The sequence below is a fragment of the Paenibacillus sp. S02 genome (assembly GCF_019454065.1).
GTDB classification, from domain to species: Bacteria; Bacillota; Bacilli; order Paenibacillales; family Paenibacillaceae; genus Paenibacillus; species Paenibacillus polymyxa_B.
On sequence record NZ_CP073682.1, the window covers coordinates 646,971 to 663,402 of the forward strand.

Genomic DNA, 16,432 nt, shown 5'->3' on the forward strand with positions numbered 1-16,432 from the left:
TTTGGATCGTAGATATAATAGAGTGCATAATATTGGAAACTAGGAGTGGGACTTACATGAACATCAGGGAAGCAACGATATCAGATGCCGAGGGCATCGCCAAGGTGCACGTAGATTGCTGGAGGACGACGTACAAAGATATAATGCCTGCCCAGGTTTTGGAACAGCTTTCCTATGAGCAAAGAACAGAACTGTGGAATGCGAATCTATCCAGTGAAGACGGTCATCGGGTATATGTTGCTGAAAATGAGAAGGGGGAAATCATCGGATTTGTGAGTGGAGGTCCGGAAAAGTCAGGTGAATATCCCCCGTATGGGGGAGAAATAACGGCTATTTACGTTTTGAGTGAATACCATAGTTTAGGCTTGGGGAAGAGACTATTTTTACGTCTGCTTCAACATTTTGATAGTATGGATATTCACTCTGTAATCGTATGGGTGCTAGCAGATAATCCAGCATGTACTTTTTATGAAAGGCTGGGAGCCGAACTTATAGTAGAACAACATATTATAAATATGAGTGGCAAAAACCTGAACATGGTGGCTTACGGTTGGATACTATTCGGATAGAATACGCTTTTGTCCTTCCAAGGCACGAATTGGTGCAATATTTTGCGTGAATTCCAACGTTCCCAGATAGTGGCCCTCAGCATCACGGATGGCAAAATAACGGATGTAGACAAATTTGTCCTTGATTGGAATCCAAAAATCTTCAGCATCCTTGCGGCCTGCTTTAAAATCTTCCAGCAGCTTCTCAACGACGTGGACGCTTTGGGGTGGATGGCAATTCTGTACGGTACGACCAATGACGGCTTTCGTGCGCGCGAAGATTCGTTCCTTACCATGGGAAAAATAGCGAACAACATCGTTTTCATCGATAAAAGTCAGGTCAACGGGTAGATGATTCAACAGCAGTTCCAATTGTTGGACAGATATAATCCCCGTCTCGAATCTCACGAAGCCTTGCGGTGTTCCGGATGTGCCTTCCGTTTGTTCAAGGGCTTCTGCAGGTTCCTCTGCCCGTTCAGGTATCCATTCACGTTCGGGAGCGGTCAGGCAAAACCCGATTTCTTCGCTTTCCCGGGCTATTTTCAGCCACTCATCCTCTGTCAGCTTACTGAGTGCCATCGGCAGCAAAATATTTTCTTCCTTGAATATCATTTCATTCACTTCGCTCATGATATGGGCAAGCGCCTTCCCAATCTGTTCACGATCTCCATTATATTCGGCGAGCAGGCTCTTTGCCTCCTTAATCGCGGCACGAATGCTGTCGTCCACACCCCACATGACTTTGGTTGGGCCAAAAATTCCATAGCGTTCTAGATAAGGAAAGACCAGATTTTCTTTGCGGCTATAGTGCTTGTCGAGATCGAGCAGCAGACTTAAATCTTCCAGTAACTTGTAGATAATTTTGGGACTGTCGTCCTTTTGAAATTGGTCCGCGTGCAATGACAACTTGAAGTTGACCAATTGTTCGATCTCCCGATTTTCCAGCTTGAAGGTATGAACAGGATGTCCCGGTTGTTCCTCCGGTCCTGAAGGACGGTGAATATCCTCAATGGAACCCTTGAATATTGATGTATGCACAGAACAAAGACGCTGCACTTCCGATACGGGAATTCCCTCCTCGGTCATCAATGCATGCTCCATAGCCGAAATTTCCGCCACGCTTACTCCGCCAACAGCTTCTGCGAAACGGGCTTTGACTTCCTCCACGCTTTTCCCGGCATGTAATTCTTTTATAATTTCCTTTAGCGTTTGTTGGCGTTCCGTTAATTCCTGTGCTGTATGTTCACGGTTGTTAATTAGCTCGCTCATGATCGTTAGCTCCTTTATTTTTGAATAGTAAAACCATGTTGCAAAAATGTCCGCTGCACGGTTTCCATATCTACTTTTTTCAATGCAATACCTTTGGACAGTGTCATAAAACGACCTGCGGTTTGTAACATGCCAGGCTTGGCGATATCGTGAAAACCCAGCTCTACCATAATGTCCTTCACTTCGGGGTGACGGTTAACAAGGTTAAATATCGGCTCATCCCAGTGCAGTATCTTATCCATTTATTCATCCCCTTGATTGAGAACGTTTATCATTTACAGAGTAGCATAGGATCTGACGAGCTTTTGTGATTGTACGCACAATTTACATTCAGGTGTTGACAGTAGTAATTCATGGTTTATATACTGTGTATAAAGATATATACAGTAATAACACTGATTACTGTAATAATAACTTCGTATGAAGAGAGAACGAGGTCGTCATTACAGGCAGTGCAGAAGGGATCGGGATAAGAAAATGACAACCATCAAGCAGGCATGGAAGATTACCCGGCACGATTTTCGCAACAATCCATATGTCATGCTGTGGACATTGCTGTTTATTGCGTATTTGGGATTTACCATGAGTTTTGCTGTAAGTGTGCAATGGGGTGAACGTGGAAACTTAAGTCCAGTAGCCGATTTTATCATGCTGGCGTTGATTCCGTTTCTCGGATTCATTTATAACCGTCGTGCATTTAAATATCTTCAGGAAGATTCCTATACGCATATGCTAGCCTTTTTCCGCACCTTGCCTATACCGATGAATGCGGTGATTATGAGTCGAATTCAACAGGCGCTTTTGGCGTTTGTTGTGAATAGTGTGATATTTTTCACTCACTTGTTTACGTTGTCAGCTACGTTTCGGGTATATGCCAGTACAGGTTTCTTTGTATCGTTTGCACTTACCTGGATAGGCTACGGAATGCTGATTCAAGCCATTTATATTCATTTGGAATTTCTTAAAAAAGGTAAATCCTACTTTTGGATATCCATTGTCATCATGCTTATTTGTGGGATAGTTACGATTATAGTTCGAGTATGTGGGGCCAATCTGGTATCGATAACGGCACTTTATAGCAAGGAATGGCAGCTGTTGTCTCCGGTAATGTGGGGAGCGCTGCTGGCAGGAGTTCTGGGTATGTGCATGTCCTATAGAGTGACACAGCGTAGGCTTATGAAACGGGACTTAACGTAGCGGTATGTATACAAAGATAGATAAAAAGGGGGGAGAAGCAGGTGAATATACCAGTGCAAATTGATGAGAATAGCGCGGAACCGCTGTATGCACAAATTGAAAAGCAACTTCGTTCACTCATCGTAACCGGACAGATTGCAGCGGGAACGCTGCTTCCCTCCATTCGGGAGTTTGCAGGGACGCTCCGCTGCAGCGTTATCACCGTCCGGCGGGTCTATCAGGATTTGGAGAACGAGGGCTTGCTTCGTACCCGGCAGGGGACGGGCACCTTCGTAGCTCTGGTTGAGGACGATAAGCGCTCAGGTTACCGCCTTAAAGCAGTGACCGAGGCGTTGGAGACTGCGATTGACACAGGCATCGCTGTGCAGATGACAGAACAGGAATTGTTGGTGCTTTTCGCAGAAATGGTGAAGAGAAGGTATGAAGTCCAAGTGAAGGAGTGACTCCCGTGAAGAACTATGTAAACCGTCATGTGGAAGTTCCTATGGGGATACAGATAAAAACACCGATTATTGAGATGAGCCAAGTCTATAAAACCCGGGGTAACCGGGAAATTGGCCCTATTAATCTAACCATTGAACCGGGATATGTAGTCGCTTTGGCTGGACATAATGGATCGGGCAAAAGTACATTGATTCATCTGCTGACTCAGCTTATCCACCCGGATTCCGGTGAAATTCGTTGGTTCGGTCAAGCGTATCCAGACGGCATGCCGATAGATACACGACAATGGGTTGGGTATATGTCAGAGCAGCCGACGCGTGAGGAAGATCGACTCACAGCAGAAGCAGCAGCGGCTTTTCGAGCCTTGTGGTATCCCGGCTGGGATGAAACACGTTTTCAGCGTCTGATGGAACGATTTCAGGTTCCTCAGCATACGAAATTATCGCGTATGTCCAAGGGAGAGCGCCGTAAGTTTGAGCTGGCTGCAGCCTTGGCGCCTCACCCCCGTTTGTTGCTGCTGGATGAGCCTTCGTCGGGTTTAGACCCTTTTGCCTGGAAAATCATGCTGGAGGAACTGCGGGATTGTATGGAGAATGGCAAAACGACGATCATTATTGCTACTCATATTATAGACGAGATCAAGCGTTTGGCGGATTATATTGTCCTGATGCATGATGGCAGGCTGCTCGGCAAGCTGGAAAAAGACCATTTGCTCGAAAATAGCAAAGAAATGTGGTTTGAAGGCACGCCAGAGGAGGCATCGGAGCTTCCGGGAGTGGTAGAGACGGAGAGCGAAGGCGGATTGCAGCGAATTGTAACGTTGGCAGCCGGAGAGACCAGCGACATATTGGAACAAGCGGGTATTCGCCCCATCCGTGTGCGGCGTTTGGAACTGGATGATATTTTAGTACATTGGTCTGCGGGACAACTACAACTATCAGAAGATGCGGAGACATACACGCAGAAAAAAGGAGCGGAGTAATCATGAGCATGCTGCAATTGAAAGAGGTCGTGAAGCAATATGGGAACCACACGGCAGTGAACGGAATTTCGCTGAATGTGAACGGCGGGGAGATTTACGGACTACTGGGAGGCAATGGAGCAGGAAAAACGACAACGATGCGCATGGTGCTCGGCCTGATTTACCCTGATGGAGGAAACATTCAATATGAGGGCAAGCCCTACAGCAAGGAGCTTCAACGGACGATGGGTTATTTGCCTGAGGAGCGAGGGTTGTACCCCAAGGTGAAGGTGAGCGAGCAAATTAACTATTTGGGCAGGCTGCGCGGAATGTCGGCCAAGGAGGCGGACAAAAGTCTACGCTACTGGCTGGAGCGCTTTGGAGTGCCGGAATATTACGACAAGCGGATTGAGGAGCTATCCAAGGGGAATCAGCAGAAAATGGGTTTTATTGCTGCCGTTGTGCATCGCCCGACGTTGCTCATTTTGGATGAGGCCTTCAGTGGGCTTGATCCGGTGAACGTTGAATTGCTTAAGGATACGGTGAAAGAGCTGCGGGACGATGGGGCTGCGATTTTATTCTCGACCCACCGTATGGAGCATGTGGAGGAACTGTGTCGCCATATTACGATCTTGCATCGCTCAAATACAGTTGTGCAGGGAAGTGTGCAGGAGATTAAGGGCCGTTACCCACGTGAAAAAGTTCGTCTCATTACTACAGGTGAAGTGAACGGACTGGAGCAGTTGCCCGGCGTGCGCCGTGCAGAGCCTATGGATCGCGGCTGGATGCTGCATATTGAGCAGCCGGATGCGGCGAAGTTGATTTTACAAACGGCGTTGGAGCAAACGGATGTGGAGCATTTTGAAATTAAAGAGCCTACGCTGAACGAGATTTTCATAAGAGAGGTGGGTGATTCCCATGAATAGACTGGGTACGGTGATCGGTTTTACGTTTCGTCAGAAGGCGAGAACCAAATCCTTTATCATTACGACGCTGGTACTGGCCTTGCTCATTACGCTTGGTATGAATCTACCGTATTTGATCTCTTTGTTTAAAGGAGATGGGGCAGGAGGTTCAGGCACAACGGCAGCCGAGCATCATCGCTTGGGACTGATTGCCGGGAGCCGGATAGAAGTGGCAAGTCAGCTGGAGCAATTCACCAAGGAGCAATCCAACCCGGCAGCCATCTGGGTGCGTTATGACAACGTACAAACGCCGGCAATGCAGCAAGCCTTGAAAAACGGAGAGCTGCAAGGTTACGTACAGTTCACGGAGCCTGCCACTAAGGGAGAGACGTTTCCTAAAGTGGAGTACGTCTCTGTAGAAAAAGAGCCATCTCCTGCTGTAATCACATTGTTGCAGACGGGACTTCAGGAAGCTAAGGTCAAAGCCATTATGGGCGGCAATGCATTGACCAGCGATCAAATTCGCGAAATTAGCACACCTGTAATGGTGGATAGCAGGGAAGTAGACGGTCCGTCTGAGGCAGGGGGAGCTGTGGGGACAGAGAAAAAAGAGACCTCTATGATTAACTATGGTTTGGTCTATGTACTGATGATTTTATTCTTCACCTCCTCCATGATGACGGGGAATATGATTGCTGCAGAGGTGACATCGGAAAAAAGCTCACGTATCATGGAGATTCTCATCACTAGCGTTTCGCCTTTGACCCAGATGTTTGGGAAAATTGTTGGCATCTTCCTGGTTGGCCTGCTGCAAATTGCTGTTTTTGCAGCCGTTGTGTGCGCCAACCTCATGCTGCCGCATAATAATGTCATCCTGAGCTCGGCCGGGCTGGATCTGTCGCAATTGAATATCGCGGTGCTGGGCTATGGTCTCGTATTTTACATCCTCGGCTACTTTCTGTACGCAGTATTGTTCGCCGCGGTGGGCTCCATCGTTAGCCGCACCGAGGAGTTGGGACAAGCGATCATGCCGATTACCGTGCTGTCACTAGCAGCCTTTTATATCGGTATCTTCAATATCGCCGCACCTGATACGATTTTCGTAAAGGTTGCTGGGTACATCCCATTTTTCTCGCCGACTGTCATGCTGTTGCGGATTGGTCTGGAGCGGGCGAGCCTGCTGGAAATCTGGCTGTCACTTGGTATTCTGGTCGCCTCCATTTTGCTCTTCGGCTGGTTGGCCGCCAAGATTTACCGTACTGGCGTCTTAATGTATGGCAAACGTCCTTCATTCAAAGAGCTAAGAAAAGCTATGAAGGCTTACAAGATTTAAATTTTTTAAGAGACAGAGTGAGTGTGTGGTGTCATAATTAATGAGAATGTTGTCAGATTAAATGAAGAAAAAATTTCATAATTGATGAGAATTGAATATTTATACATTAGTTACATCGGTCAAGTTATTGTATGGTGTCCGAATATAAGAAGATGGTGAAGAAATAAACTATTTGAGGGGAAGGAATTAAAATGACAAAAGAAAAGGATTAGTTCTGTGAAAATAAAGTAATAGACTGGAGTCGTTGACTTAACAACGTTTTCGAATTGAAGAACCGTCAGCTTTTGAGAAATAAGTTTTAGACTGATCTATTAAATGAAACAGCGGCAGAACAAGACTTGATAAATAAAGTCTTAGACTGCCGCTGTTGTTGTTAAACTAACGTTTCCCGTTAGTTTAACATTACATATTTAACTATCTATAAAGTTTTTTAAATCATTTTCTATAAAGTGATTTGGTTTCCATCCTTTTATTAGCTTATCTACTAAAAATGTATCTACCGCACTCAATGAAATTCCTAATAAAGTGCCAGCTCCTGAACCACCTACTGTATCAATAAGTAAACCTGCACCTGTAAACAGCCCAAACCTGATTGTTTTAGATGGTAATTTCTCAGCCCAAGTATTTGCATTATTAGCATTAAAGTATTCCTGTATTAAATTAGCTTCTGGGGGTAAATCACCAATAAACTCCTTGAATTTTCTACTATTTTCATATATAGATATATACTCTGAAAAAGTCTTTTCCCCGGAATTCAAAACTCCTCTAACATTTCCAGTTTTCAGTACAAAATTATTAAATGTTTCTATACTATTACTTCCACTAACGATTTTGTTATAAAGGGAATCAAATCTGTTCGCAATTAAGATAGAAGATGATGGACTTAATTGGAAATCCGATGAGTACTTTGACCACCATGCAGCAACCGATCCGTCTGTCCGGCTTTCGGTGCCTGCGCACAATACCCCGCTGTCCGGGTCACGCCATATAATCTGGCCGCGTCCAAACATGGAGGGGGCGAGAGCAACCTGAATATCATGCCCTTTACGGGCAAGTGCTTGTGCAATATGCTGCGGGAAGCCGGTTTCCACCAGAATCGTTTTGCCTTTTGTCCATTGCGAATCCAGTGCCGCCTGTGGATTCATGTGAAAGTCTACCGTATTCATGACGACCTGCACATGGGCTTGCGGCTGCATGAATCCACCCATGACCCCAAATGGTCCGACTGCCTCATCTCCGTTGGGACTTTTTTATTAGGAATTTGACTTTAATCGAACGAACGTTTATCATTTACGTATGAGACATAAAGATGAAAATAAAAGTGAACGCATTTTTAATGCATCAATCCAGTTGATCAATGAACATGGATTATCAGAACTATCGATGTCCAAGATCGCAAAAAAAGCCGGTGTATCTGCTTCGACGATTTACGTATACTTTGAAAACAAGGACGATATGCTGAATAAATTGTATTTGAGTATCAAAAAGGATATGAGTCTGGAAGTGTTTTATAATTACGAAGACTCAATGCCATTAAAGACAGCATTCGGACATGCTCTCGGAAAGTATATTAACTATATTTTGACGCATAAGGATGAGTTTTTATTCCTTGAGCAAATTACAAATTCCCCACTTCTTGATGATTTGTCCCGAAATGAAGGAATGGAATATTTTGAGCCGCTCATTAAACTATTGGAAAAAGGCAAGAGTCAGAAAGTCTTCAAACAAGTGGATACGAGTCTGCTCCATATGTTCATGTTTACACCGTCCATGCAATATGTTAAAGAATATTATGGCGGACGATTAGAGCTGAAACAGAAAAGCATAATTGAAATTATTGAAATGACCTGGGATGCGTTACAAGCTTAACTTAGACTTTCGGAGGGAATCCCTCTGATTTTCATTTGACATTAATCGAATGAACGTTTATTATGAGGCGTGAAGTGGCGAGAAGAATGCATCACTTCGGAGTTAATTAATCGAACGTTCGATTATATGATTGAAATGAAATGAGGAGTTCATGATGAATTTAATGAAAAGTGGACTATTTGAAGGCGAACGCCCCTTATATAAGATTGCTAATGTGGAAATCAAGCATAGTGAATTTTTAGATGGAGAATCTGCCGTTAAAGAGAGCCGGAATTTGAAAGTGTCACATTTGACATTAATCGAATGAACGTTTATTATGAGGCGTGAAGTGGCGAGAAGAATGCATCACTTCGGAGTTAATTAATCGAACGTTCGATTATATGATTGAAATGAAATGAGGAGTTCATGATGAATTTAATAGAAAGTGGACTATTTGAAGGCGAACGCCCCTTATATAAGATTGCTAATGTGGAAATCAAGCATAGTGAATTTTTAGATGGAGAATCTGCCGTTAAAGAGAGCCGGAATCTGAAAGTGTCACATTGTAGTTTCTCCGGTAAATATCCATTCTGGCATAACAAAGATATAGACATTCAGGATAGCTATTTCTCGGAAGGCGGCCGGGCTGCGATATGGTACAGCAGTCATGTCCGGATGACCAATTGCAAAGTGGATGCACCTAAGATCTTTAGGGACGCCCAGAACATCACCATTCACAAGACGATCATGGATACCAATGAGACCCTGTGGGACTGTGAGCATGTTAAGATATCGGATTCTGAATTTAAGGGGAATTACTTACTGCTGCACGGCTCCGACATTGAACTTGATCATTTCAAATTAGCTGGTGACTACTCCTTCCAGCATGTGAAGAAAGGTATTGTGCGTAATTGTGTGATCACCTCGAAGGATGCCTTTTGGAATACAGAGGATATTACAGTTTATGATTCAGTTTTAGAGGGAGAGTATCTGGGGTGGTACTCCAAAAATTTAAGACTGGTTAACTGTAAAATCATTGGCACACAGCCCTTGTGTTATGCCGAGAACCTCATCCTTGAAAATTGCGAAATGATGGATACGGACTTGTGCTTCGAGTATTCGACTGTGCACGCAACGATCTTGAATACAATCGACAGTGTTAAAAATCCGATCAGCGGCATGATCAGAGCAGAAGGTATCAGAGAGCTTATATTAGATGACCCTGAGTTGGATTATTCCAATACGCAGTTTATTACCAAAACAAACAATGAAGAATTGGAGGAGGCCATACGTTGAGGTATGATTTTGATCAAACTATTAACAGAGGAAATACAAATAGTGTGAAATGGGACTCCACTCCAGAAGATATCTTGCCTATGTGGGTGGCTGATATGGATTTTCGAACAGCTTATCCAGTTATTCAAGCACTTGAAAAAAGAGTGCAGCATGGGGTTTTCGGATATGCCAGCATCCCGGATGCCTTTTATCAAGCAGAGGTAAGTTGGTGGGCGAAGAGGCATCATTTCAAAATCAAAAAAGAATGGATTGAAGTCAGCACGGGTGTCATACCTTCGCTTTCGGCCGTTGTGCAGGCTTTTACAGAGCCCGGAGATAAGGTGCTGATTCAATCACCTGTCTACAATTACTTTAATAGCTCAATTACGAATAACCGCTGCGAGGTAGTACAAAATGATCTGAAGTACACCGGGGAATCCTATGAAATTGATTTTGAGGATTTTGAACAGAAAGCTGCAGATGAAAAGGTGAAGGTCTTCATACTTTGTAATCCCCATAACCCAGTGGGAAGAGTGTGGAGCATAAGTGAGCTGCAGCGCTTGGGAGAAATATGCTTAAAATATAATGTCCTTGTTGTCGTTGATGAAATTCATAGGGACTTGATATATAAAGGGAACAAACATATTCCATTTGCATCAGTGAGTGAATTGTTTTTGATGAATTCCATTACCTGCACAGCACCAAGTAAAACCTTTAATCTCGCCGGGCTCAAGACATCAAATATTATCGTAGCCAATGAGGAATACAGAAATAGAGTAAACCGCTCAATCAATGTCAATGAAGCAATTGAACCTAATGCTTTTGGAATTGAAGCCATGATTGCCGCCTACAACGAAGGTGAAGAGTGGCTGGATCAATTATTGGATTATCTTCAAGGGAACCGGAATTACTTAATCTCCTTCGTCAATGAGAGGATTCCAGAACTGAAAGTCGTGATCCCTGAAGCTACTTATCTGGTATGGATGGATTGCAGCAGTCTTGGAATCGGTTCTGAAGAGCTTTGCAACAAGGCTTTCCAAGAAGGTCGCTTAAGAATCAATGATGGCCCTACCTATGGTGAAACGGGGGAAGGATTTATTCGCATGAATATTGCTTGCCCCAGAGCATTGTTGTTAGAAGGACTGGAACGGTTAGAACGTGTTGTGAAATCCTTACATCAAAAAACCTGAAATGAAAAAAGCAAAAGGTAATTCTTATTCGGGCATAGGGGGATAATAGATGAAAGTGTTGTTGTAAAGCATAAACTTAAGATCAAAGAAAACGAATAATACATCAAACTAAAAAATGAAAGAGGTTAAATAATGAACGCAAAATATAACAACCTAATTGAATCCCTTACACTTAACAATGGAATTACCCTTAGAAATCGAGTGGTTATGTCGCCTATGACTACGTGGTCCAGTAATGACGATTACACGATTTCAGATGAAGAAGTGAAATATTATCAAAAAAGAGTAAACGGTGTAGGTCTGGTTATCACAGGATGTACACATGTCCAGCCAAATGGAATAGGCTTTACGCATGAATTTGCAGGCTATGACGATACCTTTACTCCAAGTTTACGAAAATTGGCCGATGCGGCGAAAAGTGGTGGAGCTGCTGCAGTACTACAGATTTTCCACGCGGGGAACAAAGCGCTGCCGGCGTTAACTCCTAATGGAGATGTAGTAAGTTCCAGTGCCCTAGAGACTGAAGCTACCGTATTTGCTCCTTCCGTTACGCCAAGAGCACTGTCACATGATGAAATACTGGAAGTGATCCAAGCCTTTGGAGAAACCACAAGACGCGCCATTGAGGCCGGATTCGATGGTGTTGAAATTCATGGCGCACATGGATTTTTACTGCAGAACTTCTTCTCTCCATTCTTCAACAGACGTGAAGATCAATGGGGAGGATCTCTGGAAAATCGCCTGCGTTTCCCGCTAGCAGTCATTCAGGAAATGAGAACTGTTATTAAAAAGCATGCAACAAAACCATTTATCCTCGGCTACCGGATATCTCCTGACGAACCTATGGAAGGTGGTCTGCGTATGAAAGATACCTATATATTGATTGACCGCCTGATTGAAGAGGGTGTGGATTATGTACATGCTTCACTCGCAGATGCACTCTCATCAAAGCCGGTTGATAGTCAGGATGAAAAAACGTATCTCGAACTCATTGTGGAACATGTAGACGGCAGATTACCTGTTATGGCTGCGGGTTCGTTAGTTACTCCGGATCAGGTTGCAACAGCCCTAGATAAGGGGATTTCTCTGGCAGCCATTGGTCATGCCTTAATCATAAATCCAGACTGGGTAGAAAAAGTTCAGGAAGGTAAAGAAGCTGAACTTGAGACAGCTATTAAGATTTCAAAGGTAAGCGAGCTTGAGCTTCCTGAGAAACTATGGAATGCAATTCAAGCTTCAGGCCCGTGGTTTAAGATCGAGGAATAAAATAGCGTTCAGCTCGAGGCATTTCGGGCTGAACTGCTTTATGTCAAAACAGGCTGCTGAAGGTAAGTAAAATCCCATTTAAAGAGAGGATGTCTTTGATATGACGAGTATACAAGATAAGGTTGTAATTATCACAGGTGCTTCTAGTGGGATTGGAGAAGCTACTGCTAAAGAACTTGCATCTAAGGGGGCGAAGCTAGTCCTGGCGGCTCGCCGGGAAGATCGCCTGCAAAAGCTGCAGCAAGAGATCGAAAGTAATGGAGGACAAGCAGTTTATAAAGTGACGGATGTTGCCTCCCATGAACAAATGGAAGAGCTGGCTGAATATACGCTTAAAGAGTTTGGGAAAATAGATGTACTGGTCAACAATGCGGGAGTCATGCCACTATCACCCGTCCATGAGAAGAAAATCCATGAATGGAATGCGATGATTGATATTAACATCAAGGGAGTGCTGTATGGCATAGCTGCTGTACTTCCGTCCATGAGAGAACGAAAAGAAGGGCATATTATTAATGTTTCTTCTATAGCAGGGCACCTGGTATTCCCTGCCAGTGCCGTGTATAGTGGTACGAAATTTGCTGTGCGCGCCATTACGGAAGGGCTCCGTATCGAGGAGTGCGGCAATAATATACGGACGACCATCATCTCGCCGGGATCTATTGACACTGAATTAACTCAAGCTATTTCAGGTGCTGAATTAAAAGCGGCTATTATAGAAGAAAGCAAAATTGCAATTGAGCCTGCCAGTATTGCTCGTGCCATTGCGTTTGCCATTGAGCAACCGGCAGATGTAGCGGTTAATGAAATGATTGTTCGTCCAACCATTCAACAACTCTAAAATAACATAAAAAAATCAATGGGAGGAAATGAAAAATGACAGATCAAAAAGTATGGTTTATTACAGGTGCCGGACGAGGCATGGGTGTAGACATTGCTAAAGCAGCTCTGGCAGCCGGCCATCAGGTCGTCGCAACAGGCCGTAACACAGACAAGGTTACTCAAGCAATCGGTGCGTCGGATAATGTTTTGGTCGTCCAACTTGATGTGAACAATCTGTCAGACGCCGAAACAGCAGTCAAGGCAGCGATAGATAAGTTTGGCCGTGTTGATGTATTGGTTAATAACGCCGCGAATTTCTATGCAGGCTTCTTCGAAGAGATTAGCCCGGAACAGATGGAGAAACAGATTAACACTAACCTTATTGGTCCGATGAATGTTACCCGAGCAGTGCTGCCGGTCATGCGTAAAGCGCGTTCCGGTCATATTATAACGATTTCTTCGACTGCCGGTCTAATAGGACAAGAGTTTTGTTCCGCGTATGCTGCTTCCAAGTTCGGCCTCGAAGGTTGGATGGAGTCTTTGCGCTTCGAAGTGGAACAGTTCGGAATTCGTACCACCATCGTTGAGCCAGGTTTCTTCCGTACGGAGTTACTGGAACCGGAGTCGACCAATTGGCCAGGGCTGACCATCGATGACTACGCTGAGCGGACGACACAAACCCGCGCTAACTGGGAGTCGATGAGCGGTAAGCAAGGTGGCGATCCAGCCAAGCTCGCGAAGGCACTCCTTACCATTGCAAGCGAGGAGAAGCCGCCACTACGCTGGATTGCTGGTGCTGATGCAATCGCTGCTGTTGAACAGAAGCTTGTGGAACTCCAGGAACAGCTTAATGCTTATCGAGACTTGTCAAGTAGCCTCTCATACGAATAATTTCTTTTGAAATAATTTCGGTAGCTACCTCGGGTTTTAACTTTGGGGTAGCTATTTTTCGAATTGAGAGATTTCATTATTTCGAATAATGGCTGTTTCAATTGATAGATTCAAATGATTCTCAGCAAAAAGGCTTACGCTTAATCTTGTATTCTTATCTCATACACTAAAACGAATGGAAATAAGGAGAGATTCTGAATGAAAACACTCGTACTCGTATTCCACCCCAACCTTTCTGAATCTCGTCTAAATCGCCGCTGGACGGAAGAGATGGACAAGCAAATAGGTGTTACTGTACACCGTGTATACGAAGCTTATCCCAATGAGGAGATCGACGTTAAAGCCGAGCAAGAGCTATTAGAGCAGCATGACCGTATTATTATGCAATTTCCTTTATATTGGTACAGCTCACCCTCTCTACTGAAGAAATGGGAAGATACCGTTCTTACCTACGGTTGGGCATATGGAAGCATGGGCAACAAACTGCACGGTAAGGAACTAATGCTTGCAATTAGCATAGGTGGTCCAGAAGCTTCCTATACACCTGAGGGTGCAAACCGGTATACCCTTCCAGAGTTGCTGCGGCCTTTCCAGGCAACAAGCAATATGATTGGGATCCGCTATTTGGCACCTTACGTAGTCTATGGAGTCTTGCAGCTATCCGACGAACAAGTAGAGCAAACTGCAAAAGCGTATCCGGCTTATGCACTCAATCGTGTACAGTAATTATCATAAGGGAGAATGCAAAGGGGGAGAAAGATGAAAAATTTACTATCTTTTAGTTTAGTGTTGATCATCGCCTTTACTTTGACTGCTTGTGGTAACAACACTACTACCGATTCAGAGGAAGGTACACAAACAACGACAGTATCCGACTTGGATATCACAAATCAAAAAATTCTGGTTGCTTATTTTTCAATCAGTGGAAATACGGAGATAATAGCCAATCAAATCCAGGAAAGCGTTGGAGGGGACATTTTCAAAATTGAAACTGCCGCTCCCTATCCTGCCGACTATGATGATCTTACAGATCAGGCACAGCAAGAGCAAAATGATAATTTTAGACCCGAACTAGCAAATCAGGTGGATAACATGGATTCCTACGATGTCATTTTCCTTGGATATCCCAACTGGTGGGGGACGATACCTATGGCACTGTTTACTTTCTTGGAAGAAAATGATCTTTCCGGTAAAAAGATAGTTCCATTCACCACACACGATGGAAGTGGCTTTGGTCGTAGCATTTCGGATATTGAAAAACTTAGCCCCGAGGCAACGATTGTGGAGGGTTTCTCCGTCCGGGGAAAAAGCGCAGATTCATCACAGGAAGACGTGTCAGAGTGGCTAGCTGGTCTGGAGATTAATAATTAAAAACGTTCAGTGAATTCTAGTAGCTACTCATCTCTTCATCTTTCAAGATTTCGTATGCGGAGGGTAGAACACTATTGAAACCGATGATGTTAGTTCGTTTGAGTATTGACCTTGTTATGACAATCCTTATGATCATAGAAATGGCATATCATTCTACCGGGAATATGTTCCATGAAATATTTGGAGTTACCATATTCATATTGTTTATTATCCATAACATTTTAAATAGGAAATGGTATCAGAGCATTTTTAAGGGGAAAGTGAATATACGTCGTGTGCTGACCACAATAATCAATCTTCTTCTTCTTGTAACGATGGCAGTACTGGTCATAAGCGCGGTACCAATATCCCGTACTGTATTTGCCTTTATTCCGATTGAGAATGGAATAATCGTTAGGCAGATCCATGTACTCGCTGCATACTGGGGGCTAATCCTGATCGGATTGCACATAGGAATGCACTGGATCATGATTATTGGGGCAGCACGAAAGCTTACAGGGATTACAGACAAGAACAAGATACGTACAGTTGCGTTACGTGTAATCGCTGTGTTGATTATTGTTTATGGGGTGCAGGCTTCTCTGGATAGGAATGTAGGTTCGAAGTTAATCTTATATTATACTTTTGATAATTGGGGCCAGAACTCCAATCCTTCCGGTATGAAGGTTTTATTTGATCATCTCACTATTATGGGAATTTATATCGCTGGAACGCATTATATTCTCAAGCTAATACCTAAGAAAAAAACGTCTGGCAAAGTTCTTCATAAAGAGCATCTTTAAACAAACGATTATACGTTTGGCGGTCGTATCGAGCTGGAGCAAGATCATTTTAATAAGTTATTACCAATGACCTGGTATGCTATTTAAAGCTTAGAAAAGATCTTTCAGAGGGACTATATTCAACACTCCGATTATATTTTTCATGAAGATTGTATAAACTGCTCGCCTTTTCAGGAGTCTTTAACCAATTTGGAATCGAACATTCGTTTAATATTATGCTAAACGATTATTCGATTAACATATTTCATCAAGAACAGATGGCTGCTCTAGATTGTTTATGATCAAAGATATTGAGTGTTTAGAACATGTCTTAAAATCATGAAGTAAATA

General features: G+C 43.7%; 18 protein-coding genes and 1 pseudogene. 16 read left to right on the plus strand and 3 right to left on the minus strand.

Features of this window, described 5'->3' with window-relative positions; translation table 11 throughout:
• Positions 1-56 precede the first annotated feature (56 nt).
• Positions 57-569, plus strand: coding sequence for a GNAT family N-acetyltransferase (locus KAI36_RS02915; RefSeq protein ID WP_220026885.1), 513 nt, complete (start codon positions 57-59; stop codon positions 567-569).
• Here the strand turns inward: KAI36_RS02915 and KAI36_RS02920 are convergent.
• Positions 558-1,817, minus strand: coding sequence for a DUF438 domain-containing protein (locus KAI36_RS02920; RefSeq protein ID WP_220026886.1), 1,260 nt, complete (start codon positions 1,815-1,817; stop codon positions 558-560). The genes KAI36_RS02915 and KAI36_RS02920 overlap by 12 nt on opposite strands.
• A gap of 14 nt (positions 1,818-1,831) precedes the next feature.
• On the minus strand, positions 1,832-2,059 hold the full coding sequence (locus KAI36_RS02925; protein WP_104497181.1) for a DUF1858 domain-containing protein: 228 nt from the start codon (positions 2,057-2,059) through the stop codon (positions 1,832-1,834).
• Between the two features lie 235 nt (positions 2,060-2,294).
• Here KAI36_RS02925 and KAI36_RS02930 point away from each other — a divergent pair, with 235 nt between their 5' ends.
• The 5 genes from KAI36_RS02930 to KAI36_RS02950 are packed head-to-tail and all read left to right on the plus strand — an operon-like array spanning position 2,295 to position 6,657.
• The gene (locus tag KAI36_RS02930) at positions 2,295-3,014 is read left to right on the plus strand and encodes a hypothetical protein (protein WP_220028035.1); all 720 of its coding nucleotides are present in this window, start codon (positions 2,295-2,297) and stop codon (positions 3,012-3,014) included.
• A gap of 41 nt (positions 3,015-3,055) precedes the next feature.
• On the plus strand, positions 3,056-3,457 hold the full coding sequence (locus tag KAI36_RS02935; protein WP_013308618.1) for a GntR family transcriptional regulator: 402 nt from the start codon (positions 3,056-3,058) through the stop codon (positions 3,455-3,457).
• Between the two features lie 41 nt (positions 3,458-3,498).
• Positions 3,499-4,440, plus strand: coding sequence for an ATP-binding cassette domain-containing protein (locus KAI36_RS02940; RefSeq protein WP_220028036.1), 942 nt, complete (start codon positions 3,499-3,501; stop codon positions 4,438-4,440).
• 2 nt (positions 4,441-4,442) lie between these two features.
• Positions 4,443-5,345, plus strand: a complete 903-nt coding sequence (locus KAI36_RS02945; protein WP_023986841.1) for an ABC transporter ATP-binding protein — start codon at positions 4,443-4,445, stop codon at positions 5,343-5,345.
• Complete coding sequence (locus KAI36_RS02950; RefSeq protein WP_220026887.1) at positions 5,338-6,657, plus strand: ABC transporter permease; 1,320 nt, start codon at positions 5,338-5,340, stop codon at positions 6,655-6,657. Before KAI36_RS02945 ends, KAI36_RS02950 begins: the two co-directional genes overlap by 8 nt.
• 914 nt (positions 6,658-7,571) lie before the next feature.
• Here KAI36_RS02950 and KAI36_RS02955 read toward each other — a convergent pair.
• Positions 7,572-7,895, minus strand: a pseudogene (locus KAI36_RS02955) (gamma-glutamyltransferase); the annotation flags it as partial.
• Positions 7,896-7,953: 58 nt separating this feature from the next.
• Here KAI36_RS02955 and KAI36_RS02960 point away from each other — a divergent pair.
• The 10 genes from KAI36_RS02960 (at position 7,954) to KAI36_RS03005 (ending at position 16,102) form a co-directional block, all read left to right on the plus strand.
• Positions 7,954-8,526, plus strand: coding sequence for a TetR/AcrR family transcriptional regulator (locus tag KAI36_RS02960; protein ID WP_220026888.1), 573 nt, complete (start codon positions 7,954-7,956; stop codon positions 8,524-8,526).
• Positions 8,527-8,677: 151 nt separating this feature from the next.
• Positions 8,678-8,833, plus strand: a complete 156-nt coding sequence (locus KAI36_RS02965; RefSeq protein WP_220026889.1) for a DUF3737 family protein — start codon at positions 8,678-8,680, stop codon at positions 8,831-8,833.
• 98 nt (positions 8,834-8,931) lie between these two features.
• The gene (locus KAI36_RS02970) at positions 8,932-9,801 is read left to right on the plus strand and encodes a DUF3737 family protein (protein WP_220026890.1); all 870 of its coding nucleotides are present in this window, start codon (positions 8,932-8,934) and stop codon (positions 9,799-9,801) included.
• Positions 9,798-10,970 (plus strand): MalY/PatB family protein, encoded by a 1,173-nt coding sequence (locus KAI36_RS02975; protein WP_220026891.1) that lies wholly within the window; start codon positions 9,798-9,800, stop codon positions 10,968-10,970. Before KAI36_RS02970 ends, KAI36_RS02975 begins: the two co-directional genes overlap by 4 nt.
• 132 nt (positions 10,971-11,102) lie before the next feature.
• A complete protein-coding gene (locus KAI36_RS02980) occupies positions 11,103-12,236 on the plus strand; it encodes an NADH-dependent flavin oxidoreductase (RefSeq protein ID WP_220026892.1) in 1,134 nt (377 codons plus the stop codon).
• 100 nt (positions 12,237-12,336) lie between these two features.
• Entirely contained in the window at positions 12,337-13,077 is a 741-nt protein-coding gene (locus tag KAI36_RS02985; RefSeq protein WP_220026893.1) for an SDR family oxidoreductase, read from the plus strand.
• A 35-nt stretch (positions 13,078-13,112) separates the two neighbouring features.
• On the plus strand, positions 13,113-13,949 hold the full coding sequence (locus KAI36_RS02990; protein ID WP_220026894.1) for an SDR family NAD(P)-dependent oxidoreductase: 837 nt from the start codon (positions 13,113-13,115) through the stop codon (positions 13,947-13,949).
• Positions 13,950-14,147: 198 nt separating this feature from the next.
• Complete coding sequence (locus tag KAI36_RS02995; RefSeq protein WP_220026895.1) at positions 14,148-14,675, plus strand: NAD(P)H-dependent oxidoreductase; 528 nt, start codon at positions 14,148-14,150, stop codon at positions 14,673-14,675.
• Between the two features lie 33 nt (positions 14,676-14,708).
• Positions 14,709-15,320 carry a flavodoxin gene (locus KAI36_RS03000; RefSeq protein ID WP_220026896.1) on the plus strand — a complete coding sequence of 204 codons (612 nt, stop codon included), beginning with the start codon at positions 14,709-14,711 and terminating at the stop codon, positions 15,318-15,320.
• Positions 15,321-15,580: 260 nt separating this feature from the next.
• Positions 15,581-16,102, plus strand: coding sequence for a DUF4405 domain-containing protein (locus KAI36_RS03005; protein WP_258382237.1), 522 nt, complete (start codon positions 15,581-15,583; stop codon positions 16,100-16,102).
• The last annotated feature ends 330 nt before the right edge of the window (positions 16,103-16,432 follow it).